22 protein-coding genes are annotated in these 23,248 nt (G+C 71.5%); 9 read left to right on the top strand and 13 right to left on the bottom strand.

What is annotated here, in order from left to right:
• Positions 1-73: 73 nt before the first annotated feature.
• The gene (gene serB / locus ACFVWY_RS14845) at positions 74-1,339 is read left to right on the top strand and encodes a phosphoserine phosphatase SerB (protein WP_389871532.1); all 1,266 of its coding nucleotides are present in this window, start codon (positions 74-76) and stop codon (positions 1,337-1,339) included.
• 95 nt (positions 1,340-1,434) lie between these two features.
• Here serB and ACFVWY_RS14850 read toward each other — a convergent pair whose 3' ends face one another.
• From ACFVWY_RS14850 to ACFVWY_RS14865, 4 genes are all read right to left on the bottom strand, one after another.
• A complete protein-coding gene (locus ACFVWY_RS14850) occupies positions 1,435-1,953 on the bottom strand; it encodes a SixA phosphatase family protein (protein ID WP_389871535.1) in 519 nt (172 codons plus the stop codon).
• A gap of 69 nt (positions 1,954-2,022) precedes the next feature.
• The gene (locus ACFVWY_RS14855; protein WP_389871538.1) at positions 2,023-2,229 is read right to left on the bottom strand and encodes a hypothetical protein; all 207 of its coding nucleotides are present in this window, start codon (positions 2,227-2,229) and stop codon (positions 2,023-2,025) included.
• A gap of 159 nt (positions 2,230-2,388) precedes the next feature.
• Entirely contained in the window at positions 2,389-2,508 is a 120-nt protein-coding gene (locus ACFVWY_RS14860; protein WP_389871540.1) for an SGM_5486 family transporter-associated protein, read from the bottom strand.
• A 17-nt stretch (positions 2,509-2,525) separates the two neighbouring features.
• The gene (locus ACFVWY_RS14865; protein ID WP_389871542.1) at positions 2,526-3,833 is read right to left on the bottom strand and encodes a CynX/NimT family MFS transporter; all 1,308 of its coding nucleotides are present in this window, start codon (positions 3,831-3,833) and stop codon (positions 2,526-2,528) included.
• 184 nt (positions 3,834-4,017) lie between these two features.
• On the opposite strand from ACFVWY_RS14865, the gene ACFVWY_RS14870 reads away from it, so the two are divergent.
• Positions 4,018-4,692, top strand: coding sequence for a FadR/GntR family transcriptional regulator (locus ACFVWY_RS14870; RefSeq protein ID WP_389871545.1), 675 nt, complete (start codon positions 4,018-4,020; stop codon positions 4,690-4,692).
• Positions 4,693-4,724: 32 nt separating this feature from the next.
• Here the strand turns inward: ACFVWY_RS14870 and ACFVWY_RS14875 are convergent, their stop codons facing one another.
• The 3 genes from ACFVWY_RS14875 to fabG form a co-directional block, all read right to left on the bottom strand.
• Complete coding sequence (locus tag ACFVWY_RS14875; RefSeq protein ID WP_389871547.1) at positions 4,725-5,120, bottom strand: hypothetical protein; 396 nt, start codon at positions 5,118-5,120, stop codon at positions 4,725-4,727.
• A gap of 186 nt (positions 5,121-5,306) precedes the next feature.
• Positions 5,307-6,074 carry an enoyl-ACP reductase FabI gene (fabI, locus tag ACFVWY_RS14880; RefSeq protein ID WP_389871550.1) on the bottom strand — a complete coding sequence of 256 codons (768 nt, stop codon included), beginning with the start codon at positions 6,072-6,074 and terminating at the stop codon, positions 5,307-5,309.
• 5 nt (positions 6,075-6,079) lie between these two features.
• A complete protein-coding gene (fabG, locus tag ACFVWY_RS14885; protein WP_389871552.1) occupies positions 6,080-6,799 on the bottom strand; it encodes a 3-oxoacyl-[acyl-carrier-protein] reductase in 720 nt (239 codons plus the stop codon).
• 232 nt (positions 6,800-7,031) lie between these two features.
• Here fabG and ACFVWY_RS14890 point away from each other — a divergent pair, with 232 nt between their 5' ends.
• The 3 genes from ACFVWY_RS14890 to tyrS all read left to right on the top strand — a co-directional run bounded on the left by ACFVWY_RS14890 (position 7,032) and on the right by tyrS (position 11,430).
• Positions 7,032-8,555: a TldD/PmbA family protein gene (locus ACFVWY_RS14890; RefSeq protein ID WP_389871555.1), complete on the top strand. Its 1,524-nt coding sequence runs from the start codon at positions 7,032-7,034 to the stop codon at positions 8,553-8,555.
• Positions 8,552-9,946: a metallopeptidase TldD-related protein gene (locus ACFVWY_RS14895; RefSeq protein ID WP_389871558.1), complete on the top strand. Its 1,395-nt coding sequence runs from the start codon at positions 8,552-8,554 to the stop codon at positions 9,944-9,946. Before ACFVWY_RS14890 ends, ACFVWY_RS14895 begins: the two co-directional genes overlap by 4 nt.
• Positions 9,947-10,164: 218 nt before the next feature.
• Positions 10,165-11,430, top strand: coding sequence for a tyrosine--tRNA ligase (tyrS, locus tag ACFVWY_RS14900; protein WP_389871561.1), 1,266 nt, complete (start codon positions 10,165-10,167; stop codon positions 11,428-11,430).
• Positions 11,431-11,507: 77 nt separating this feature from the next.
• On the opposite strand, the gene ACFVWY_RS14905 is transcribed toward tyrS, so the two are convergent.
• Positions 11,508-11,783: a GlsB/YeaQ/YmgE family stress response membrane protein gene (locus tag ACFVWY_RS14905; protein WP_389871564.1), complete on the bottom strand. Its 276-nt coding sequence runs from the start codon at positions 11,781-11,783 to the stop codon at positions 11,508-11,510.
• Positions 11,784-12,031: 248 nt separating this feature from the next.
• Between ACFVWY_RS14905 and ACFVWY_RS14910 the strand changes: the two genes are divergently transcribed.
• Positions 12,032-12,400, top strand: coding sequence for a DUF3099 domain-containing protein (locus ACFVWY_RS14910; RefSeq protein ID WP_389871567.1), 369 nt, complete (start codon positions 12,032-12,034; stop codon positions 12,398-12,400).
• Positions 12,401-12,658: 258 nt separating this feature from the next.
• A complete protein-coding gene (locus ACFVWY_RS14915; protein WP_389871957.1) occupies positions 12,659-12,862 on the top strand; it encodes a hypothetical protein in 204 nt (67 codons plus the stop codon).
• Here the strand turns inward: ACFVWY_RS14915 and moaA are convergent.
• The 3 genes from moaA to ACFVWY_RS14930 all read right to left on the bottom strand — a co-directional run bounded on the left by moaA (position 12,859) and on the right by ACFVWY_RS14930 (position 16,047).
• A complete protein-coding gene (gene moaA / locus ACFVWY_RS14920; protein ID WP_389871570.1) occupies positions 12,859-13,848 on the bottom strand; it encodes a GTP 3',8-cyclase MoaA in 990 nt (329 codons plus the stop codon). The two genes, ACFVWY_RS14915 and moaA, sit on opposite strands and share 4 nt — an antisense overlap.
• A 193-nt stretch (positions 13,849-14,041) precedes the next feature.
• The gene (locus ACFVWY_RS14925; protein ID WP_389871573.1) at positions 14,042-15,682 is read right to left on the bottom strand and encodes a cation acetate symporter; all 1,641 of its coding nucleotides are present in this window, start codon (positions 15,680-15,682) and stop codon (positions 14,042-14,044) included.
• Positions 15,679-16,047, bottom strand: a complete 369-nt coding sequence (locus ACFVWY_RS14930; RefSeq protein ID WP_389871576.1) for a DUF485 domain-containing protein — start codon at positions 16,045-16,047, stop codon at positions 15,679-15,681. Before ACFVWY_RS14930 ends, ACFVWY_RS14925 begins: the two co-directional genes overlap by 4 nt.
• 283 nt (positions 16,048-16,330) lie before the next feature.
• On the opposite strand from ACFVWY_RS14930, the gene ACFVWY_RS14935 reads away from it, so the two are divergent.
• Entirely contained in the window at positions 16,331-17,863 is a 1,533-nt protein-coding gene (locus ACFVWY_RS14935; RefSeq protein ID WP_389871578.1) for a S8 family serine peptidase, read from the top strand.
• A 534-nt stretch (positions 17,864-18,397) separates the two neighbouring features.
• Here the strand turns inward: ACFVWY_RS14935 and ACFVWY_RS14940 are convergent.
• Positions 18,398-19,087 (bottom strand): lysoplasmalogenase, encoded by a 690-nt coding sequence (locus ACFVWY_RS14940; protein ID WP_389871580.1) that lies wholly within the window; start codon positions 19,085-19,087, stop codon positions 18,398-18,400.
• A complete protein-coding gene (locus ACFVWY_RS14945; protein ID WP_389871583.1) occupies positions 19,084-19,980 on the bottom strand; it encodes a sterol desaturase family protein in 897 nt (298 codons plus the stop codon). The genes ACFVWY_RS14940 and ACFVWY_RS14945 overlap by 4 nt, the downstream gene beginning before the upstream one ends.
• A 160-nt stretch (positions 19,981-20,140) precedes the next feature.
• Between ACFVWY_RS14945 and ACFVWY_RS14950 the strand changes: the two genes are divergently transcribed.
• Positions 20,141-23,242, top strand: coding sequence for an NACHT domain-containing protein (locus ACFVWY_RS14950; RefSeq protein ID WP_389871585.1), 3,102 nt, complete (start codon positions 20,141-20,143; stop codon positions 23,240-23,242).
• Positions 23,243-23,248 lie beyond the last annotated feature (6 nt).

A 23,248-nucleotide genomic window follows, 5' to 3' on the forward strand; every position in this document is an offset into this window, starting at 1 on the left:
CGGTGGCGGGCGCTGTCCGTTCCTCGGGACGGATCTCCGGCACCCGGCGGCGGACCGATACGGTGGAAGCACCATGAGCGCATCTCAGCCATCTCAGCCCTCCTCGTCTCCCGGGTCTCCTGAGTCTCCTGAGTCCCCTCGGGGCACCGGCACTCCGACCCTCCTCGTGAAGATCTTCGGGAAGGACCGCCCCGGCATCACCGCCGGGCTCTTCGACACCCTCGCCGCCTACTCCGTCGACGTCGTCGACATCGAGCAGGTCGTCACCCGTGGCCGCATCGTCCTGTGCGCGCTGGTCACCGCCCCGGTCGCGGGCGGTACCACCGAGGGCGACCTGCGGGCGACCGTGCACAGCTGGGCCGATTCGCTGAAGCTCCAGGCCGAGATCATCTCCGGTACGGGTGACAACCGGCCGCGCGGTGTCGGGCGTTCCCATGTGACGGTGCTCGGACACCCGCTGACGGCGGAGTCGACCGCCGCCATAGCGGCCACCATCACCTCCACCGGAGGCAATATCGACCGGATCTTCCGGCTCGCGAAGTACCCCGTCACGGCGGTGGAGTTCGCGGTGTCCGGCACCGCGACCGAGGATCTGCGGACCGCCCTGGCGACGGAGGCGGCCGGTATCGGCGTCGACATCGCGGTGGTGTCGGCCGGGCTGAGCCGCCGGGCCCAGCGGCTGGTCGTCATGGACGTCGACTCGACGCTGATCCAGGACGAGGTCATCGAGCTGTTCGCCGCCCACGCGGGCTGCGAGGACAAGGTCGCCGAGGTGACCGCGCAGGCGATGCGCGGCGAGCTGGACTTCGAGCAGTCGCTGCACGCGCGGGTGGCTCTGCTGGCCGGGCTCGACGCGTCGGTGGTGGACAAGGTGCGCGCCGAGGTGCGGCTGACACCGGGGGCTCGCACCCTGATCCGTACGCTGAAGCGTCTCGGCTATCAAGTGGGTGTGGTCTCGGGCGGGTTCACCCAGGTCACCGACGACCTGAAGGAACGGCTCGGGCTCGACTTCGCCTCCGCCAACACCCTGGAAGTGGCCGACGGGAAGTTCACGGGACGGGTCGTCGGCGACATCGTCGACCGGGCGGGCAAGGCCCGGCTGCTGCGCAGCTTCGCCGAGCAGGCCGGGGTGCCGCTGGCACAGACCGTCGCGATCGGTGACGGCGCCAATGACCTGGACATGCTGAACACTGCCGGGCTGGGGGTGGCCTTCAACGCCAAGCCGGTGGTCCGGGAGGCCGCGCACACCGCGGTGAACGTGCCGTTCCTGGACACCGTGCTCTATCTGCTGGGCATCACCCGCGAGGAGGTCGAGGCCGCCGACGGCCTCGACGGCTGACCGTCACGCCCCGGGCGCCGCGTCCCGCGCGTTCGACAGGGCCCCCGTGACCGCCGAGCGGTTTTCCGGGGGCCCTGTCGCGTACGGCGGGCGGGTCAGCCGTTGGGCGTCCAGTACTCGACGAGCCTGCCGACGCCGTGCTCCACGCCCTTCCAGGAACCGTTGAACTCGACGACGGCGAACGCGGCGGTGGGGAAGCCACTGCGGTTCATCCGGGCCAGGGTGTCACCCTCGGCGGATCCGGCGAGGGCGTCGGCGATCGCGTGCATGCCGGGGTTGTGGCCGATGACCAGGAGGTCGCGCACGTCGTCGGAGGTCTCGTTGACCAGGGCGATGAGCTCGCCGAGGGACGCCTCGTACAGCCGCTCCTCGTACACGGTCCTGGGGCGGCGCGGCATCTCGTGGACGGCCAGCTTCCAGGTCTCCCGCGTCCGGGCGGCGGTGGAGCAGAGGGCCAGATCGACATCGATCCCGGAGCCGGCGAGCTTGCGGCCCGCGACGGGGGCGTCCTTCCGGCCGCGCTCCGCGAGCGGCCGCTCGTAATCGGAGTCCTGCGACCATTCCGCCTTGGCGTGCCTGAGAAGAACGATCCTGCGAGGTGTGTCGACGCTCATACACCTCAGCTTCGCACGAAACGTGCCGTCCGGCGCAGGGGGTTGACGTGCTGGTGTGCGGTGCACGGGTCAGCCGGTCACCAGGGCCAGGAGGTGCGCCAGGACGCGGCTGACCGCCGGGTCGGTGGTCGCGGCCCGTGCCTCACCGGGGCTCACGATCAGCAGCAGCAGTACGCCGAAGGCGAGGGCGGGCAGTACGACGCCCCACCACGGCAGCCGCACCTCGACACTGCCCGTGGCCGGGTGGGTGGTCCGGGTGGTGGTTGGGGCCGGCATGTCCGCCTCCGTGGGTCATCGGTTCCGGTACCGACGAACCTACGGGCCGGGGGCCGTCGGGCCCATCCGGCGGTCCACCCACTTCACCCCCACCTCAGCCCCCTAGGGGACCGGGGGGTTAACCCCACCTCCGGCGCCCGGCGGCGGAAGCGGTGAGGCTCAGGGGGAGGCGATCGAGGCGATCACCGCGACGACCACGGTGACCAGCAGCATCGCGCCGAGCACGGCGAGGAACTTCTTCTGGCCGTTCTGAGGATTCGGGTCGAGCACAGGAGACATGGCCCCAGTCTCGCATCTCAGCATTCGTCCTCGATCGTCCGGTCCCGTCCGGCCAGGAGTCCGACCGCCATCTGCGGCACCATGAGGCCCGCCATCAGGGCGATGGGCAGCTCCCAGCCGCCGCTGTGCTGGTAGAGCACACCGATCAGCAGCGGTCCCGGGATCGAGATCAGGTAGCCGACGGACTGGGCGAACGCGGACAGCCGGACCACGCCCGCACCGGTGCGCGACCGCATGCCGATCATGGTCAGGGCGAGCGGGAAGGAGCAGTTCGAGATGCCGAGGAGCACCGCCCAGGCCCAGGCGCCGCCAGCCGGTGCGAAGTAGAGGCCCGCGTAACCGACGAGGCCGCAGCTGCCGAGGAAGAGGACGATCGGGCCCTGGTTCCGCATCCGTCCCGCGACCCCCGGGATGACGAAGGCGAGCGGAACGCCCATCGCCATCGTGACGGCGAGCAGCACACCGGCGGTACTGGCCGAGACCCCGGCGTCGCGGAAGATCTGCGGCATCCACCCCATCGCGATGTACGCGGCGGTGGCCTGCAGACCGAAGAAGCAGGCGAGGCTCCAGGCGGTGCGGCTGCGGGTGATCCGGAGTTCCGGAGCGGGGCGGCCGGCCACGGGGCGGCCGGGCCGCTCGCCCGCGGCGCGCCGGTCCCGTACCAGCGGGAGCCAGGGCAGGATCGCGACGGCGGAGAGCGCGGCCCAGACGCCGAGACCCAGCCGCCAGCCGCCGCCCATCGCGCTGGTCATGGGCACGGTCACCGCGGCGGCGAGTGAGGTGCCGAGGGCCAGCGCCATGGAGTAGAGCCCGGTCATGGTGCCGACCCGGTCGGGGAACCAGCGCTTGACGATGACGGGCATCAGGACGTTGCTGACGGCTATGCCCATCAGGGCGAGGGCGCTCGCGGCGAGGAAGCCCGCCGTCCCGCCGACGAGCGGCCGGATCACCAGACCGGCGGTGATGGCGATCATCCCGGCGCAGACCACCGCGCCCGGACCGAAGCGGCGGGCGAGGCGGGGCGCCATGATCCCGAAGACCGCGAAGCAGAGCGGCGGCACGGAGGTGAGGACACCGGCGACGCTGCCGCTCATGTGCAGCCCCTCCCGCACCTCTTCGAGGAGGGCGCCGAGGCTGGTGATGGCGGGACGGAGGTTCACCGCGGTGAGGACCAGCCCGATGGCGACCAGCCGGAGCGTCCAGGGGGAGGTGCCGTCGGCCGCTGGCGCCGTCCGGCGGCCCTTCGGGGCCTGTGCGGCCGTGGGCTTCGCGGGGCTGTTCACCGCGGCGGCGGGGCTCAGGGTGCTGGTTTCGTCATCGGGCATGAGACCCATCATAGAATCATGGGATGATTGATTGTCCAGTCGGCCGCGGGCGGACGGGGAGTCCGCCGACCGGGACGCGCTCTGAGAACATTCGCTCCGGGCACAGTGATTCCCGTCCCCCACTCCGGCACCCTGTTTCACTCCGGTACCACGCCTCACACCGGAATCCCGACCAAGGAGCACCATGGCGCTGACGTCTCCGCGGCGTTCGGCACTCGCCGACCAGGTGATTGCCCAGCTCAGGAACCAGATCACCTCGGGCGAGTGGCCCGTGGGTTCCCGCATTCCCACCGAGCCCGAACTGGTGGAGCAGCTGGGGGTGGCCCGCAACACCGTCCGGGAGGCCGTGCGCGCCCTCGCGCACAACGGACTGCTGGACATCCGGCAGGGATCGGGCACCTACGTCGTCGCCACCAGCGAGCTGGCCGGGGTGATGCACCGGCGCTTCGCCTCCGCCGATCCGCGCCACATCGCCGAACTGCGCTCCACCCTGGAGTCGTCGGCGGCCCGGCTGGCCGCGGCCCGGCGCACCGAGCGGGATCTGAGGCAACTGGACGCGCTCATGGAACGCCGCGCGCGGGCGTGGGCAGCGGGTGACGCGGAGGCGTTCGTCGCGGCGGACGCGACGCTGCACCTGGCGGTGGTCGCCGCCGCTCACAACGAGGTGCTGACCGGCCTCTACGCCGATCTGGGGGATCTGCTGCGCGACTACCTCAGGGGGGACATCGGCCAGGATCTCCAGCCGGAGGCCCCCATGGACCACGGCCGGCTGGTCGAGGCGATCCGGGCCGGGGACGGCGAGGCGGCGGCGGCCGAGGCCGCGAGTCATACGCTGAGCTGCGTGTCGGAACACCCTTAGGGGATGCGCCACGGGCATGTCCCGGACCCTCCCTAGCGGGCCGTCGGTGCGTCCCGCGCGTCCTGTATGCGGTGGGTGATCCAGGCGGAGGCGATCTGCTTCCAGCAGCGGTCGTCGAGCCGTACGGTACGCCCCGGGCCCACGTCGACCGGGGTGGCGTCGGCGTCCACGTCCCACCACTGACGGCATTCGGTGTGCAGCTGCACCCGGTCGGCGGAGGGGTACGGGTTGTGGCAGTAGGCGACGACGCGTGATCCCCGTATCGAGGTACGGCATTCGGATCCGGCGGGCTCCGGGCTGGGTGCGGCGGGGGTGGACGCCCCGCCTCCCGCCCGGCCCGCCAGGGATATCCCCACCGGGGCGGCGAGCCCGGCCAGCGCTATGGCGGCCGCCAGCAGCGCGCCGGTCCGGCGACGTGTGGAGCGCATGTCGACCTCCTCCCGCAGCTCGGCCCGAAGTCCGGTTCACCACATTCTGCGGTGGATCGACCACCTTTTCGAGTCGATCTCACCGACCCGGGCTCCGGGACGGGGCGGGGCGGGTCCGGACGCGCGAAAGCCGCGTACCGCCCGGTGCTCGGGCGGTACGCGGCCGGGTGCGAGCCGCCGTACGGGTCAGGCGCCCATCATGTGCACGCCGCCGTCGACGTGGATGATCTCGCCGGTGGTCTTCGGGAAGAAGTCCGAGAGCAGCGCGACGATGGCGCGGCCCGCCGGCTCCGGGTCCGACATGTCCCAGGCCAGCGGGGAACGGGTGTCCCACACCTTGGCCAGGTCGGTGAAGCCCGGGATGGACTTCGCGGCCATCGAGCCGAGCGGCCCGGCCGAGACCAGGTTGCAGCGGATGTCGTCCTTGCCCAGGTCACGGGCGAGGTAGCGGGAGGTGGCCTCCAGCGCGGCCTTGGCCGGGCCCATCCAGTCGTACTGCGGCCAGGCGAACTGCGCGTCGAAGGTGAGGCCGACGACCGAGCCGCCGTCGTTCATCAGCGGCTTGCAGGCCATGGCCAGCGACTTCAGCGAGAACGCCGAGACGTGCATCGCGGTGGCGACGGACTCGAACGGGGTGTTCAGGAAGTTGCCGCCCAGCGCGTCCTGCGGCGCGAAGCCGATGGAGTGGACGACACCGTCGAGGGAGCCGAGCTCCGCCTCGACCAGACCGGCGAGCCGGTCCAGGTGCTCGGTGTTGGTCACGTCCAGCTCGATGACCTTGACCGGCTTCGGCAGCTTCCGGGCGACGCGCTCGGTCAGCGTGGGCCGCGGGAAAGCGGTCAGGATGACCTCGGCGCCCTGCTCCTGAGCCACCTTGGCGGCGTGGAAGCTGATGGACGACTCCGTCAGCACTCCGGTGATGAGGATGCGCTTGCCGTCGAGAATTCCGCTCATGGTGATCAGTGACCCATGCCCAATCCGCCGTCAACCGGGATGACGGCTCCAGTGATGTACGACGCGTCGTCGGAGGCGAGGAAGCGCACCGCGGCGGCGATCTCCCCGGGCTGCGCGTAGCGGCCGAGCGGCACCTGGGACACGATGCCCTTGCGCTGCTCCTCGGTGAGCGCCTGGGTCATGTCGGTGTCGACGAAGCCGGGCGCGACGACGTTGAAAGTGATGTTCCGCGAACCGAGCTCACGGGCCAGCGAACGGGCGAAGCCGACCAGACCCGCCTTGGACGCGGCGTAGTTCGCCTGCCCGGCCGAGCCGAGAAGCCCGACGACGGAGGAGATGAGGACGACACGGCCCTTCCTGGCACGCAGCATGCCACGGTTGGCGCGCTTGACGACCCGGAAGGTGCCGGTGAGGTTGGTGTCGAGGACGGACGTGAAGTCCTCCTCGGACATCCGCATCAGCAACTGGTCCTTGGTGATGCCGGCGTTGGCGACCAGCACCTCGACGGGACCGTGCTTCTCCTCGATCTCCTTGTAGGCCTGCTCCACCTGCTCGGCGTCGGTGATGTCGCAACGGACCGCGAGAACACCGGCCTCGGTGAGCACGACGGGCGGCTCTCCGGAGCGGTAGGTGATCGCGACCTTGTCGCCGTTGTCGGCGAAAGCGCGGGCGATGGCGAGGCCGATGCCCCGGTTTCCTCCGGTGACGAGAACCGAGCGGCTCATCGGATCACCCTTTCCCTAGCGGTCTGGTACGTCGAAAACCTATCGGTAGCCGCTGCTTCCGCGGCAATCGGCCCCTGACAGCGCCTTCCCCCGGTCACTGTGGGGTTCCTACAGTGACCGGCCCCGCGGGGGCGGGCCGCGCCGGACCGCGGGGAGAGTGTCCGGCCGATGCCCGGTGCGGTCACCCTCCGGCGTGGTTCACTTCCGTGGTGCATCGAGAAGGGAATCCGCCGTGCCCCATGAGGTAGATCAGTCGTTCCTGGCCCTGCCGTTGCGGGCCCTCGCCGACGCCGCGCTCGCCCGTGCGCGCGCGCTGGGCGCCGAGCATGCCGACTTCCGTATGGAGCGGGTGCGCAGCGCCTCCTGGCGGCTGCGGGACGCCCGCCCCGCCGCGTCCTCGGACACCACCGACCTCGGCTACGCGGTGCGGGTGGTGCACGGCGGGGCCTGGGGCTTCGCGTCCGGGGTGGATCTGACGATGGACGCCGCGGCGAAGGTGGCCTCGCAGGCCGTCGCCCTGGCGAAGCTGTCGGCCAAGGTGATCGCGGCGGCCGGCTCCGACGAGCGGGTCGAGCTGGCGGACGAGCCGGTGCACGGCGAGCGGACCTGGGTCTCGGCGTACGGCATCGACCCGTTCGGGGTACCGGACGACGAGAAGGCGGGGCTGCTCGCCGAGTGGAGCGCCCGGCTCCTGGCGGCGAAGGGCGTCGCGCACGTGGACGCCTCGCTGACCACCGTCCATGAGAACAAGTTCTACGCGGACACCGCCGGGACCGTGACCACCCAGCAGCGGGTCCGGCTGCATCCGCAGTTCACCGCCGTCGCGGTGGACGCGAGCACCGGCGAGTTCGACTCGATGCGGACGATCGCCCCGCCGGCGGGCCGCGGCTGGGAGTACCTGACCGGGACCGGCTGGGACTGGGACGGCGAGCTGGAGCGGATTCCCGGGCTGCTGGCCGAGAAGATGCGCGCCCCGAGCGTCGAGGCGGGGACGTACGACCTGGTGGTCGATCCGTCCAACCTCTGGCTGACCATCCACGAGTCGATCGGTCACGCCACCGAGCTGGACCGGGCCCTGGGCTACGAGGCGGCGTACGCCGGGACCTCGTTCGCCACCTTCGACCAGCTGGGGAAGCTGGCGTACGGCTCCTCCGTGATGAACGTGACCGGTGACCGCACGGCCGAGCACGGCCTCGCGACCATCGGTTACGACGACGAGGGCGTCGAGGCGCAGTCCTGGGACCTGGTGAGGAACGGAACGCTGGTCGGCTACCAGCTGGACCGGCGGATCGCGAGGCTGACCGGGCTGGGCCGTTCCAACGGCTGCGCGTACGCGGACTCCCCCGGTCACGTGCCCGTGCAGCGGATGGCGAACGTGTCGCTGCGGCCGGAGCCCGGCGGGCTGTCCACCGAGGACCTGATCGGCGGGGTGGAGCGCGGGATCTACGTGGTCGGCGACCGCTCCTGGTCCATCGACATGCAGAGGTACAACTTCCAGTTTACGGGTCAGCGGTTCTTCCGGATCGAGAACGGACGGCTCGCCGGTCAGCTGCGCGACGTCGCGTACCAGGCGACGACGACGGACTTCTGGGGCTCGATGGAGAAGGTCGGCGGCCCGCAGACGTATGTGCTGGGCGGTGCGTTCAACTGCGGCAAGGCACAGCCGGGACAGGTCGCCGCCGTCTCGCACGGCTGCCCCTCCGCGCTCTTCCGGGGTGTCAACATCCTCAACACGACGCAGGAGGCCGGGCGATGAGCCGTGTCAGCAAGCCGCACGAGATCATCGAGCGGGCTCTCGAACTGTCCACCGCCGACGGCTGTGTGGTCATCGCGGACGAGGAGTCGTCGGCGAACCTGCGCTGGGCGGGCAACGCCCTCACCACGAACGGGGTGACCCGGGGCCGGACGCTCACCGTCGTCGCGACCGTCGACGGCGCGCAGGGCACCGCGTCCGGCGTCGTGTCCAGGTCCGCGGTCACCGCCGACGACCTGGAGCCGCTGGTGCGGGCCGCCGAGGCCGCCGCGCGCGGGGCCGGTCCGGCGGAGGACGCGCAGCCGCTGGTCACCGGGGTGCCCGCGTCGCCCGACTTCACCGACGCCCCGGCCGAGACCGGCTCGGAGGTGTTCGCGGACTTCGCCCCGGCGCTCGGCGACGCCTTCGCCCGCGCCCGCTCCGGCGGCCGTGAGCTGTACGGCTTCGCCCACCACATGATGACCTCCACGTACCTCGGTACGTCGACGGGGCTGCGGCTGCGCCACGACCAGCCGACCGGGACGCTGGAGCTGAACGCCAAGTCCCCCGACCGCACCCGTTCGTCCTGGGCGGGCCGCTCGACGCGTGACTTCAAGGACGTCGACCCGGCCTCGCTCGACGCGGAGCTGGCGCGGCGGCTGGGCTGGGCGCAGCGCCGTATCGAGCTGCCCGCCGGGCGGTACGAGACGCTGCTCCCGCCGACGGCCGTCGCCGATCTGCTGATCTACCAGATGTGGTCCTCGACCGCGCGGGACGCCGTGGAGGGCCGGACGGTCTTCTCGCGGCCGGGCGGCGGGACCAGGGTCGGCGAGCGGCTGTCCGCGCTGCCGCTGACCCTGCGCAGCGACCCGTACGCGCCGGGGCTGGAGTCGGCGCCGTTCGTGATCGCCCACTCCTCCGGGGACGGTGCCTCCGTCTTCGACAACGGGCTGCCGCTCGCGCCGACCGACTGGGTGCGCGACGGCGGGCTGGAGCGGCTGACGACGACCCGGCACACGGCGGCGCTGACCGGCCAGCCGGTCGCCCCGGCCGTCGACAACCTGCTGCTGGAGGGCGGCGGCGAGCGGTCCCTGGACGAGATGGTGGCGTCGACGACCGGGCGCGGCCTGCTGCTGACCTGCCTCTGGTACATCCGGGAGGTCGATCCGGCCACGCTGCTGCTGACCGGGCTGACCCGCGACGGGGTGTACCTGGTCGAGGACGGCGAGGTCGTCGGCGAGGTGAACAACTTCCGGTTCAACGAGTCGCCGGTGGACCTGCTGGCGCGGGCGTCGGAGGCGGGCCGTACGGAAAGGACGTTGCCGCGCGAGTGGGGCGACTGGTTCACTCGGGCCGCGATGCCCGCGCTGCGGATCCCCGACTTCAACATGAGCTCGGTGAGCCCCGGCGTGTGACCCGCCTCAGGGCTGTCCCGTCATCCCTGGTGGATCAGCGTGCGGCGTCAGACGCGGTGCGTCGCACGGCGGAGGGACGCCCGAATACCGGATGCATCCGGGCGTTCCGGCAACGCGGCTAGGTGCCGTGGCTGACGCCGCGCGCCCGCCGGGGATCACGGGACAGCCCGTAGACTGAGCGTTGCCCCATTGCTGCACGTCTGAGGAGAGAAAGAACCGTGACGGACATCGTCGATGAGCTGAAGTGGCGTGGGCTGTTCGCCCAGTCCACTGATGAGGACGCACTGCGCAAGGCTCTCGCGGACGGCCCCGTCACCTTCTATTGCGGCTACGACCCCACCGCGGCCAGTCTGCACGTCGGCCATCTGGTGCAGGTGCTCACGATGCGCCGGCTCCAGCGGGCGGGGCTGCGTCCGCTGGCCCTGGTGGGCGGCGCGACCGGCCAGATCGGCGACCCGAGGCCGACCGCGGAGCGCACGCTGAACGACCCGGAGACGGTCGCGAACTGGGTGGCGCGGCTGCGGGCCCAGATCGAGCCGTTCCTGTCCTTCGAGGGCGAGAACGCCGCGGTCATGGTGAACAACCTGGACTGGACCGCGGGTCTGTCCGCGATCGAGTTCCTCCGGGACATCGGCAAGCACTTCCGCGTCAACAAGATGCTGACGAAGGAGTCCATCGCCCGCCGCCTGGAGTCCGACGAGGGCATCAGCTACACCGAGTTCAGCTACCAGCTGCTCCAGAGCATGGACTTCCTGGAGCTGTACCGGCGCTACGGCTGCACGCTCCAGCAGGGCGGCAGCGACCAGTGGGGCAACCTCACCGCCGGCCTCGACCTGATCCACCGCCTGGAGCCGGGTGCCGAGGTGCACGCGCTGGCGACGCCGCTGATGACGAAGGCGGACGGGACCAAGTTCGGCAAGACCGAGGGCGGGGCCGTCTGGCTCGACCCGACGATGACCACGCCGTACGCGTTCTACCAGTTCTGGCTGAACGTGGACGACCGGGACGTCTCCCGGTACATGCGGATCCTCAGCTTCCGCAGCCCCGCGGAGCTGGAGGAGCTGGAGAGGGTCACCGAGGAGCGTCCGCAGGCCCGGACGGCGCAGCGAGCGCTGGCCGAGGAGCTGACGACGCTGGTGCACGGCTCCGACCAGTGCGCGGCGGTCATCGCGGCGTCGAAGGCGCTGTTCGGCCAGGGCGAGCTCGGCGAGCTGGACGAGGCGACGCTGGCCGCCGCCCTGTCCGAGGTGCCGCACGCGCGGGTCACCGAGCTCGGTCCGCTGGTGGATCTCCTGGTGGAGGTCGGTCTGGCGCCGAGCAAGTCGGGTGCCCGCCGCACGGTGAAGGAGGGCGGCGCGTACGTGAACAACGTCAAGGCCGACGACGGTGAGGCCGCACCGGCCCGCGAGGCGCTGCTGCACGGGCGCTGGCTGGTGCTGCGCCGGGGCAAGAAGAACCTCGCCGCCGTCGAGGTCACCGGCTGACCCCGGGCCCGTATCCGCACCGCGGCCGGACACGCGTGACGCGTGTCCGGCCGCGGTGCGTGGGAGGGCGGCCTGGTTCAGGTTCTGCGCCGGTTGCCGCGCAGCGAGGCCCACGCCACATCGCCGACGGCGACGATGACCACCGCTCCGATGACCTGGAAGAGATGGCGGGTCCAGTCGATGCCCTTGGTGTCGTTGACACCGATCCAGGTGGCGACGGTGTTGCCGAGCACACTGCCGATGATGCCGAAGACGGTCGTCAGCCAGAGCGGGATGTTCTGCTTGCCGGGCAGGATCGCCTTGGCGATCAGACCGAGCACCAGGCCCACGATGATTGCCCACAGCCAGCCCATGTCCGCCTCCTCGTGCGGCGCGGGGTCGCGCCCGTAGCGACCAGTCTCGGAGCGGGGGCGGTGTCCCGCATGCCGGAAGCGTCCGTACGTGGGGCCGGGTACCGGAATGTACGAATGGGCCCGCCCCGGTCTCGTGACCGCCGGGAGCCGGGCGTACCGTGGTGGCGGTCCGGTCCGGGAGCCTCCGGTGCGGACGTGCGGTGTCCCCCCGTCCGGTCGGGGGAAGTCGGGGGAAGGGTGAGGGAGACATGGTGCGGAAGCGGAGCGGCGGCGAGGTCTTCCGGATCACCGGGGCCCGGCAGGGGCTGGCGGAGGACGTCCGCGGCAGGCAGCGGCGCTACGTGATCTCGATGTCCGTGCGGACGGTCTCGGTGGTCCTGGCCGCGACGCTGTGGAACGTCGAGCGGTACGTTGCGATCGTGGCGCTCGCGCTCGGGATGCTGCTGCCCTACGTGGCGGTGGTCATCGCCAACGCGGGCCGGGAGACGCCTCGTTCGCTGCCTTCGACCTTCGTGCCCGCGCCGATGCGGCCGGTGCTCGACGCGCCGTCGGCGTCCGGGGGCCCGGAAGCCGGTGCGGAGGGTGACGGGGCGCCCGGCGGCGGGTCGCCGGCCTGAGCTCGCGTGGTGTGCGGATGCCAACTGATGCTCAAGAAAAGCTCAGATCAATCATGAAGTTACGGTGCACCGCACCCCGGTCTGCGTGACATACTTCGAAGCGCGCTCCGCATCCCCCGTCGGAGCGACGGACTGACGCCGGGCAGCTCCCCCCGTGGCTGCCCGGCGTCGCCTTTTCCCGGTGATCCGGTGTCCGACCTTAGGGTTGAGTCCGTGAACTCCCCTGAGAACGCGGCCGAGAGCGCCGCCACCGCACCCATGTGTTCCGCCAAGGGCTGCCGGGCCGACGCGGTCTGGGTGCTTGCCTGGAACAACCCGAAGCTGCACACTCCCGACCGCCGCAAGACCTGGCTGGCCTGCGAGGAGCACCGGGAGCACCTGTCGTCGTTCCTCGGCGTCCGGGACTTCCTGAAGGAGGTGGTGACGCTGACGGAGTGGGAGTCCCGGGCGGATACCCCTTAGCCGCCGATCGCCGACATGGGGCGGTCGGGCTGGAGGAAGGACGGGTCGTCCAGGCCCGAACCGGCCTTCTTGCCCCACATCGCGAGCGTCCAGATCCGGGCGATCTCCTCGTCCGGCGCACCGGAGCGCAGAGCGCCGCGCAGGTCGGTCTCCTCGCGGGCGAAGAGGCAGGTGCGCACCTGGCCGTCGGCGGTGAGCCGGGTCCGGTCGCAGGCCCGGCAGAAGGGGCGGGTGACCGAGCCGATGACGCCGACCCGGTGGGGGCCGCCGTCGACGGTCCAGCGTTCGGCCGGGGCGGAGCCGCGGGCTCCGGCGTCCTCCTCGGTGAGGGTGAAGCGGGTGCGCAGCGAGGCGAGGATGTCACCCGCCGTGATCATGCCGTCGCGCTTCCAGCCGTGCTGGGCGTCGAGCGGCATCTGCTCGATGAAGCGGAGTTCGTAGCCCTGCTCCACGGCCCAGGCCAGCAGGTCGGGGGCCTCGTCGTCGTTGAGTCCGGCCATCAGCACGGCGTTGACCTTGACGGGGGTGAGCCCGGCGTCGCGGGCGGCTTCGAGTCCGGCCAGCACGTCGTGGTGGCGGTCGCGGCGGGTGAGGGTCTTGAAGACGTCGGGGCGCAGGGTGTCCAGCGAGACGTTGACCCGGTCCAGGCCCGCGGCTTCGAGGGCGCTCGCCGTGCGCCTCAGGCCGATGCCGTTGGTGGTGAGCGACAGCCTGGGGCGGGGGGCGAGGGCAGCGCACCGCTCGACGATGGAGACGAGCCCGGGGCGCAGCAGGGGTTCGCCGCCGGTGAAGCGGACTTCGGTGATGCCGAGGCGGGTGACGGCGATGCGGACCAGCCGGACGATCTCGTCGTCACTGAGCAGGTCGGGTTTGGCCAGCCACTGCAGCCCTTCCTCCGGCATGCAGTAGGTGCACCGCAGGTTGCACCGGTCGGTCAGCGAGACGCGCAGGTCGGTGGCCACCCGGTCGTAGGTGTCGATGAGCATGTGGTCGCCCTCCCCCGTTCGCTGGTGCGGGTACCGGCCCCGTCGTTCCGGCCGACTTCTCCGGCCGGCCCTTCCGAGCCTACGCGAGAGCGGTCCCGCGGGCGGAGCCCATTTGGCACGAGCGGGGCGTGGCCGTGTCGTAGGGTCCTACGACACGGCCACGGAGCGGCGTTCTCACGGGCTGCCGCCCAGGTCAGTGCGCTCCGACGCCGGTGAGGGACTTGACCTCCAGTTCGGCGTACTTGCCCTGGTCGGGCTCCTCCTTGGAGAGGAGGGAGCCGAGCCAGCCGAGCAGGAAGCCCAGCGGGATGGAGATCAGGCCGGGGTTCTCCAGCGGGAACCAGGCGAAGTCGGCGCCCTTGAACATCGACGTCTTCGGGTTGCCGGAGACGACCGGCGAGAACAGCACCAGGATCACCGAGCTGGCCAGACCGCCGTAGATCGACCAGAGGGCGCCCCGGGTGGTGAACCGCTTCCAGAAGAGGCTGTAGAGGATGGTCGGCAGGTTGGCGGAGGCGGCGACGGCGAAGGCGAGCGCGACGAGTCCGGCGACGTTCATGTCGCGGGCGAAGGCGCCGAGGAGGATCGCGACGGCGCCGATGAGGACGGTGGCCCAGCGGGCGGCGCGCATCTCCTCCTTCTCGGTGGCCTTCCCCTTGCGGATGACGTTGGCGTAGATGTCGTGCGCGAAGGAGGACGAGGAGGCGAGGGTGAGGCCCGCGACGACGGCGAGGATGGTGGCGAAGGCGACGGCGGAGATCACGGCGAGCAGGACGGCTCCGCCCGTGGAGCCGACCCCGCCGAGGTATTCGGCGAGCTGCGGGGCGGCGGCGTTCCCGGCCGGGTTCTTGGCCTTGATCTCGTCCGGGCCGATCAGAGCCGCGGCGCCGAAGCCGAGCGCGATCGTCATCAGGTAGAAGGCGCCGATGATGCCGATGGCCCAGTTGACCGACTTACGGGCGGCCTTGGCGGTCGGCACCGTGTAGAAGCGGATCAGGATGTGGGGCAGGCCCGCGGTGCCGAGGACGAGGGCGATGCCCAGGGAGAGGAAGTCCAGCTTGGAGGTGCCGGTGGCACCGTACTTGAGTCCGGGCTCCAGGAACGCCGCTCCGTGGCCGCTCTTCGCGGCGGCGGTGCCGAGCAGGTCGGAGATGTTGAAGTCGAACTTCAGCAGTACCAGGAAGGTCATCAGCAGGGCGCCCGCGATCAGCAGGACGGCTTTGACCATCTGCACCCAGGTGGTGCCCTTCATCCCGCCGATGGTGACGTACACGATCATCAGCACGCCGACCAGGGAGACGATGAGGATCTTGCCCGCGTCGCTGGTGATGCCGAGGAGGAGGGCGACCAGGACGCCCGCGCCCGCCATCTGGGCCAGCAGGTAGAAGATCGAGACGACGATGGTGGAGACACCGGCGGCGGTGCGGACCGGGCGCTGGCGCATCCGGTAGGCGAGGACGTCACCCATCGTGTAGCGGCCCGAGTTGCGCAGCGGTTCGGCGACCAGGAGCAGGGCCACCAGCCAGGCGACGAGGAAGCCGATGGAGTAGAGGAAGCCGTCGTAGCCGAAGAGGGCGATGGCCCCGGCGATGCCGAGGAACGAGGCGGCGGACATGTAGTCGCCGGATACGGCGAGTCCGTTCTGGAAGGCGGTGAACTGGCGCCCGCCCGCGTAGAAGTCGGAGGCGCTGCGGGTCTGGCGTCCGGCCCAGACGGTGATGGCCAGGGTCGCGGCCACGAACACGGCGAAGAGCGTGATGATCAGCGGCCGGTGCTCGGTGGTCGAGGAGGCGGCGAGCTGGAGGGCGTGGTGCGAGGGGTACACGGCGCTCATGCGTCGGCCTCCATACGGGACTTGATCGCCTCGGCCTTGGGGTCGAGCTTCGCCGCGGCGTGCCGCGAGTAGAGCCAGGCGATGAGGAAGGTGGTGACGAACTGGGCGAGGCCGAACACGAAGGCGACGTTGATGTTCCCGTACACCTTGGTGCCCATGAAGCCGCCCGCGTAGTTGGACAGCAGGACGTAGAGCAGGTACCAGAGGACGAACGCGATGGTCAGCGGAAAGGCGAACGAGCGGTGGGAGCGGCGCAGTTCGCCGAACTCCTCGCTCTCCTGCATCGCGGCGAACGCCTCGGTCGTGGGCTGGGCGGGTACGGCCTCCGTACTGGTCTCGGGCGGCGGCGGTGCATCGGTAGCCACGGAATCTCCTCGCGACGCGGGTGCGGGTGGTGTCGGGTGACGGGGGGCTCAGACCGCGGAGTTGGGTGTCGGCGCGCCTTCCCCGACGAACGGCACGGAGGGCGCGGCGGAGCGGTTCACCCGGGCGCGCACTTCTCCCGCTCCGTGTTCGGCACCCGTCCGGCCGAATCAGGTCCCGCGCACTCATTGATGAGCGGGCGTGATCGACGATAACTTCACTGATCATGTACGCGACTGGGTGCGCCCGCGCCCGGTCGACCGGCAAGGATGATGTGGAGACCCCATGGCTCATCTGGGTTCCAGACGGACGCGCGCACTCACGTTGCCCGTCGGATTGGCCCTCACGGCCTCGCTCGGCTTCCTGCCGACGAACGCCGCCTCCGCCGCCCCCGTGGACGCGCCGTCCGCGGCGGCGGCGACGGACGGACCGAAGCTCTCCTACGTGGTCAACACGCGGAGCGGTCCGGGCACCGTCAAGCAGGTGACGAAGGCGATATCCGCGGCCGGCGGCACGGTCGTGACCGCCTACGCCGAGATCGGCGTCATCGTCGCCCACTCGCAGAACCCGGACTTCGCGCAGTCGATACGCCGGGTCAAGGGTGTCGATTCGGCGGGGGCCACCCGTACCAACCCGATCGTTCCGCAGACCACCACGGACACCGGGGCCGAGCAGCCGCTGACCGCCGCGCAGGCGAAGGCCGCGGCGGCCGGTGCGACGGCGGGCCAGGACCCGATGGAGCCCCTGCAGTGGGACCTGCCCGCGATCAAGGCGGACCAGGCGCACAAGAAGACTCTGGGCAGCAGCAAGGTGACGGTCGCGGTCATCGACACGGGCGTCGACGACACCCATCCGGACCTGGCGCCGAACTTCAGCCGTGCGGCGTCGGCGAGCTGTGCCTCCGGCGCACCGGACACCACGGACGGCGCCTGGCGGCCGAAGGCCGGTGAGAGCAACCACGGGACGCACGTCGCGGGGACCATCGCCGCGGCGAAGAACGGCGTCGGCGTGACGGGCGTCGCCCCGGGCGTCAAGCTCGCCGCCATCAAGGTGGCGAACCCGGACGGGTTCTTCTACACCGAGGCGATCGTCTGCGGCTTCATGTGGGCCGCCGAGCACAAGATCGACGTCACGAACAACAGCTATTTCACCGACCCGTGGATGTTCAACTGCAAGAACGACGCCGACCAGGGTGCGCTGGTCGAGGCCGTCGAGCGGGCGACCCGGTACGCGGAGCGCAAGGGCACGGTCAACATCGCCTCGTCCGGCAACAGCGCCTTCGACCTGGCCTCCGACGCGATCGAGGACGCTTCCAGCCCGAACGACTCGACGCCCGGCCCCCGGACGATCGACCCGTCCGAGTGCCTGGACATCCCCGCGATGCTGCCGGGCGTCGTGACGGTCTCCGCGACCGGCGCCAAGGGCCTGAAGGCCTCGTACTCGAACTACGGGAACGGCGTCATCGACGTGGCGGCCCCGGGCGGTGACTCGACCGTCTACCAGACGCCCGCCCCGCCCGCCACCAGCGGTCTGATCCTCTCCACGCTGCCGAACGGCGCGTACGGGTACAAGGCCGGAACGTCCATGGCCGCGCCGCACGTCTCCGGGGTCGCGGCCCTCATCAAATCGACGCACCCGCACGCCTCGGCGGCCGGGGTGAAGGCGCTGCTGCTCGCGGAGGCCGACGCCACCGCCTGCGGCGCCCCGTACGACATCGACGGTGACGGCACGGTCGACGCCGTCTGCGAGGGCGGCAAGAACAAGAACGGCTTCTACGGTGCCGGTGTGGTGAACGCGCTCAACGCGGTCCGCTGGTAACCAGAACGCCATGACGCGGCGGGAGGGACCGGAGCACACGGCCGGTCCCTCCCGCCGCCGTGATCGCGGGGCCCTCGCCCGGGGCCCGGACCATGGGCCGGGCGGCGCCGCTTCGGCAGTCCGGTACGGGTGACCACCGGTGTCGCGGCGGTGGGGTCCGGCGCCCGGAAGGACGACTGGCTCCGCGAAGGCGCCCGGTGCGCCGCACGCCCAGGCGCTCGATCACGGCACCGGCCGTCTTCCGGCCGCCGCCGTGCTGCGGTCACTGGCCGAACAGCACGACACGGGCGGCTCCCGGCTGGTGACGCTCCGGCTGGTTCGCCGGGGCCCGCACCGCCGCCTGGCCGCTCGGTGAACTGCCCGCCCCGGCCGCCCGGAAGGACGCGGGAACCGGCTCCGCTCCCGCCTGCGGGCCCAAGCGGTGGATGACGGAGACCGGCCGGCCCGCTGGGCCCGCCGCGGCGCGCGGCGCCTCCGGCCGCCTTCGGGGGCGGGCCCGCAGGCGGGCCGCTGGGATCGGCGCCGCCGACTGGCTCACGGCCTGACGGGCGCCACCGCTCCCGGCGCCGTGCGCGCGTTCGTCCCCGGCGCGCCCAGTGCGCCCATGGTCAGCAGGAACTGCGCCGCGAGGTAGGTGGCCATGACCCAGAAGTCGGGGGCGGGCAGCTGCGGCCAGTCGGCGATGCCGGTGGCGATCAGCGTGTCGGAGAGCAGGAAGAGCGCCCCGCCGACGGCCGCGTACCTGCCGAGCGTGCCCGCCCGGTAGGCCATCGCCGCGAGCAGCAGGCTGTAGCCGGTCATGGGGACGCGCAGGCCCTCCGGCAGCCCGTTCCACAGCAGCGCGACCACGGTGACCAGGGCGACGGCGTACCCGATCCCGGCCGCCACCGAGGAGCGGGCCTTCCCGAAGAGCCACAGGTAGCAGACGTGGCCGACGGCGAAGGAGCCCATCCCCACGAGGAAGGCGAGGTCGGAGTCGAGCAGCAGGAAGGTGTCACCGCCCCAGCCGAACAGGAGCGCCGCGACGAGCAGCCGGGGCCCGCGCCGGGCGGCCGCGTACCCGGCCAGCAGCGGCATCAGCAGCGGCTTGGCGGCCTGGTGCGCGGCCGGGACGTCGGCGAGGACTCCGAGGAGGTCGACGGCCGAGGCCACCAGGAAGGCGATGAGCAGCGGGCGTACGAGACGCTCCCGTCGGCCCGGGGCGGTCGTGTCGGTGCTGCTCATCCGGCGGTCTCCTCGGAGGCGGTGGCGGGGGCGGGGGCACTGCCGGTGCGGGCGGAGGCGGCGGCCGGCTGCCAGCCGGGCCCGCGGAAGACCCGCCCGGCCCGTTCGCCCCAGCTGCCCGCCGCCCGCAGGTCACGGGCGATCGCGGCGTACTCGTGGGTGGCGACCCGCAGCGGGTTGAAGGTGTCGATGTTCTTGGTGAGGCCGAACACCGGCCGCTCGGTCTCCGCGGTGAACGAGCCGAAGAGCCGGTCCCAGACGATCAGGATGCCGCCGAAGTTGCGGTCCAGGTAGCCGCCCTGCGAGGCGTGGTGCACCCGGTGGTGGGACGGCGTGTTCAGCACGTACTCGAAGGGCCGGAGCAGTTTGCCGACGCGCTCGGTGTGCACCCAGAACTGGTAGACGAGATTGACCGAGGAGCAGAAGGCGAGCGCCGCCGGATGGACTCCGCACGCGATCATCGGCAGATAGAACGGCCAGACGGTCAGCGAGGTCCAGGGCTGGCGCAGCGCGGTGGAGAGGTTGAACTTCCGGCTGGAGTGGTGGACCACGTGGCAGGCCCACAGCACGCGGATCACATGGTGTCCGCGGTGCGACCAGTAGTAGAAGAAGTCCTGCGCGAGGAGCATCAGCAGGACCGTCCACCACAGTACGGGGACACGCAGCGGGGTCAGCTCGTAGACCGCGGTGTAGATCGCGACGATGGGGACTTTCCACAGCAGGTCGAAGACCAGGCTGCCCAGCCCCATGCTGATGCTGGTGACGGCGTCCTTCGTCTCGTACCCGGCGGCGTCCTCGTCCGGGTGGAAGTGGTGCAGGGCCATTTCCAGGACGGTGAGCAGGACGAAGGCCGGTATGGACCAGAGCACGACATCGGGCAGGTTCGGCGGCATGCATGCACGGTAGAGCCGCAGGTCGGCCGGGCACTAGGGGTTGTTACCAACAAGTATGCGAGACGCGTTGTCAGCAGTCTTTGGATACTTCCGCCAAAGCGGGTTCCACGGGCGTCGTACGATCCCCCCGTCGAGGTGTCCGGCGGGGGAGGGAACACGCGTGTCCGGTCCGGAAGTCGCCCTGATCCGGCTGGCGACGGCGGTCGCCTCCGCGGTGGCCAGGTCGCTGCTCGCGAAGAAGCCCGGCGCGGGGCTCGTCCCGGACCCGGTGCGCCCCCTCCCCCGCCCGGCGAAGCCGGACCGGCTGGCCCGGGTCCTCGGCGACCGGCTGGCCGTGTCCTACGCCGACCTGCCGGAGCACGAGCGGCTGGCGGCGGTGGACGCGGTACGGGACGCCTTCACAGCGGCGGGCGAGCTGACGGCCGACCGGCTGTTCGCCGTGGATCTCGATCCGGAGCGGCTGGCCGCGGAGCTGGGGCCGCCCGCCGCGGGCCTCTCGGAGCGTGCGGCCGGGCTGTACGGGGAGCTGCTCGGCCGGTGCTGCGCGCATGTGGTGGAGCAGCTGACCGCCACGCCGTCCTTCGTGGCCCGCGCGGCGGTGGAGCAGACCCGGGAGGCGGCGCGGACGCGGGAGCTGGTGGCGGACGTACGGGACCTGGCCGGACCGCGCCCGGACACGGCCGCGCTGGAGTTCGAGCGGCGGTACGCACAGTTCATGGCCTCGTCGCACGGCCGGATGGGCCTGTTCGGGCTGACGCTCGGACGGTCGGCGGCGGAGTGGCCGCTGGAGACGGCCTACATCAGCCTGACGGTGAGCGGGAGCGCGGTCCGGCAGCACGGGCTGGAGCACCCGGTCGCGGTGACGGTCTCCGTGGAGCAGGCGCTGGCGGGGACGGACCGGCTGCTGCTGCGGGGCCCGGCCGGTTCGGGCAAGAGCACCCTGGTGCAGTGGCTGGCGGTGAACGCCGCCCGCCGCACGTTCGGCCCCTCCCTGGCGGAGTGGAACCGCTGTGTGCCCTTCGTCCTGCGGCTGCGCGCCTTCACCTCGGGCGGTCCGCTGCCCGTGCCGGACGACTTCCTGCGCGCGACCGGGGTTCCGCTGCACGGCGCGGCCCCCGCCGGGTGGGCGGACCGGCTGCTGGCCGAGGGCCGGGCGCTGGTCCTGGTCGACGGGGTGGACGAGGTGCCGATGCGGCAGCGTCGGCGTACCGAGAAGTGGCTGAAGGACCTGATCACGGCGTACCCAAAGGCCCGGTACGTGGTGACGACCCGGCCGTCGGCGGTGCCGGAGAGCTGGTTGTCCGGTCCGGGGCTCGGTTTCGAGCCGCATGCGCTGCTGCCGATGAGCCGGGAGGACATCCGCCTGTTCGTCGGGCACTGGCACACGGCGGCCCGCACGGAGTGCACCGACCCGCGGGAGCGCGAACGGCTCGACGCGTACGAGGCGTCGCTGCGGCGTGCGGTGGGCACCCGGCGGGACCTGGCCCGGCTCGCGACGAACCCGTTGATGTGCGCGTTGCTGTGCGCGCTGAACCGGGACCGCAGGACCCAGCTGCCGCGTGCGCGGAAGGAGCTGTACGACGCCGCCCTGGACATGCTGCTGGTACGCCGGGACACCGAGCGCGACATCACCGGTGTCGAGGGCGTCGACCTGACCCGCGAGGAGCAGACGGCGCTGCTGCAACGCCTCGCGTACTGGCTGATCCGCAACGGCCAGGCCGAGGCCGACCGCGCCGAGGCCCAGGAGATGGTGGCCGATTGGCTGACGGCCATGCCCCAGGTACGGGGCGGCGCCGAGGAGGTCTTCGCCCATCTCCTCATCCGGAGCGGCCTGCTGCGCGAACCGGCGCCGGGCGCGGTGGGGTTCGTGCACCGCACGTTCCAGGACTACCTGGGCGCCAAGGCGGCGGTGGAGGCCCGCGACTTCGGCGTCCTGGTGAAGCACGGGCACGACGACCAGTGGCACGACGTGGTCCAGATGGCGGTGGGCCACGCCCGCGCCGACGAACGGGCCAAGCTGCTGCGGCAGTTGATGAAGCGAGCCGCCCAGACGAAGAAGCACCGCAGCCGCCTCGTGCTCCTGGCGGCGGCAGCCCTGGACCACGCCCCGGAGCTGGACCCCGCGGTGCGTGCGGAGGTCCAGGAACGGACGGCGGAGCTGCTGCCGCCGCGCACGCAGGCGGAGGCGGAGGAACTCGCCGAGGTCGGCGAACTGGTCCTGGAACTGCTGCCGGGGCCGCGGGAGGTGGAGGGCGCGTACGCGGCGGGGTACGTGGTGAGGACGGCGGCCCTGGTGGGCGGCGAGGCTGCGTTCGAGGTGGTCAAGGGGTACCGGAAGGACGAACGGCACTGGGTGGCCTCCCAGTTGTCCGAGGCGTGGGGGGCGTTCGGCACCGATGACTACGCCCGGGAGGTACTCGCGGCGCAGACGTGGGACACGGTCCCCCTGGCCGTGGCGAACGACGGCCAGCTGGCGGCCCTGCGGCATGTGGAGAGGGCCGGGAGCATGCGTGTCCACGGCGATCGTCCGGATCTCTCTCCTCTGATCGCACGCCGCGACCTGGAGAGGCTCATCGTCTTCGACAACGGGGCGCTGAGCGACCTCTCCCCGCTCGCCTCCATGCGCTCGCTCACGGAAGTGGTGCTCAGCCGGTGCCCCGGAGTCCGTGATCTGAGCCCGCTGTCGGGACTCGCGCTGACCGGGCTCTCGCTGGTCGATCTGCACCCCGGCCTTCCCAAGGAGCATCTGGAGCCGCTCACCGGAATTCACGAACTCAGCCTGAGCCATCGCTTCCCTGTCGACAGCCTCTCCGAACTGCCGCTGGGACCGCGCCTCAGGGCGCTGTCCCTCGGCCGCCACGTGGGGAACCTGAGCCTGGAGGGCATCGAGCGGTGCACCGGACTGGACGCCCTCGGTCTGCACGACCTGCGGCACGTCAGGTACATGAGCCGGAACCTGTTCTTCCGGCGCCTTGTCTGGCTCAGCCTCAACGAGATGGCGCTCCCCGCCCTGAGCGCACTCGCCGGCCTCACCGGGCTCCGGACACTCGTCCTCACCCACTGTCTGCTCACCGGGGGTCTGGCTCACCTCCGGGAACTGCCCGCGCTGACAGAGCTGACTCTGTACGCCCACGGGAACGACGGACCGGCTGACCTCACCCCCTTGGCCGACGTCGACGGACTCACGATTCGCCTCGGCAGCGAAACGGTGGCCATCGGCACCGAACTCTTCCCGCCCGAGCGCATCGTGCGGCTCACCTGACGCCCT

It is taken from the genome of Streptomyces sp. NPDC058195, from assembly GCF_042883525.1.
Classification (GTDB): domain Bacteria; phylum Actinomycetota; class Actinomycetes; order Streptomycetales; family Streptomycetaceae; genus Streptomyces.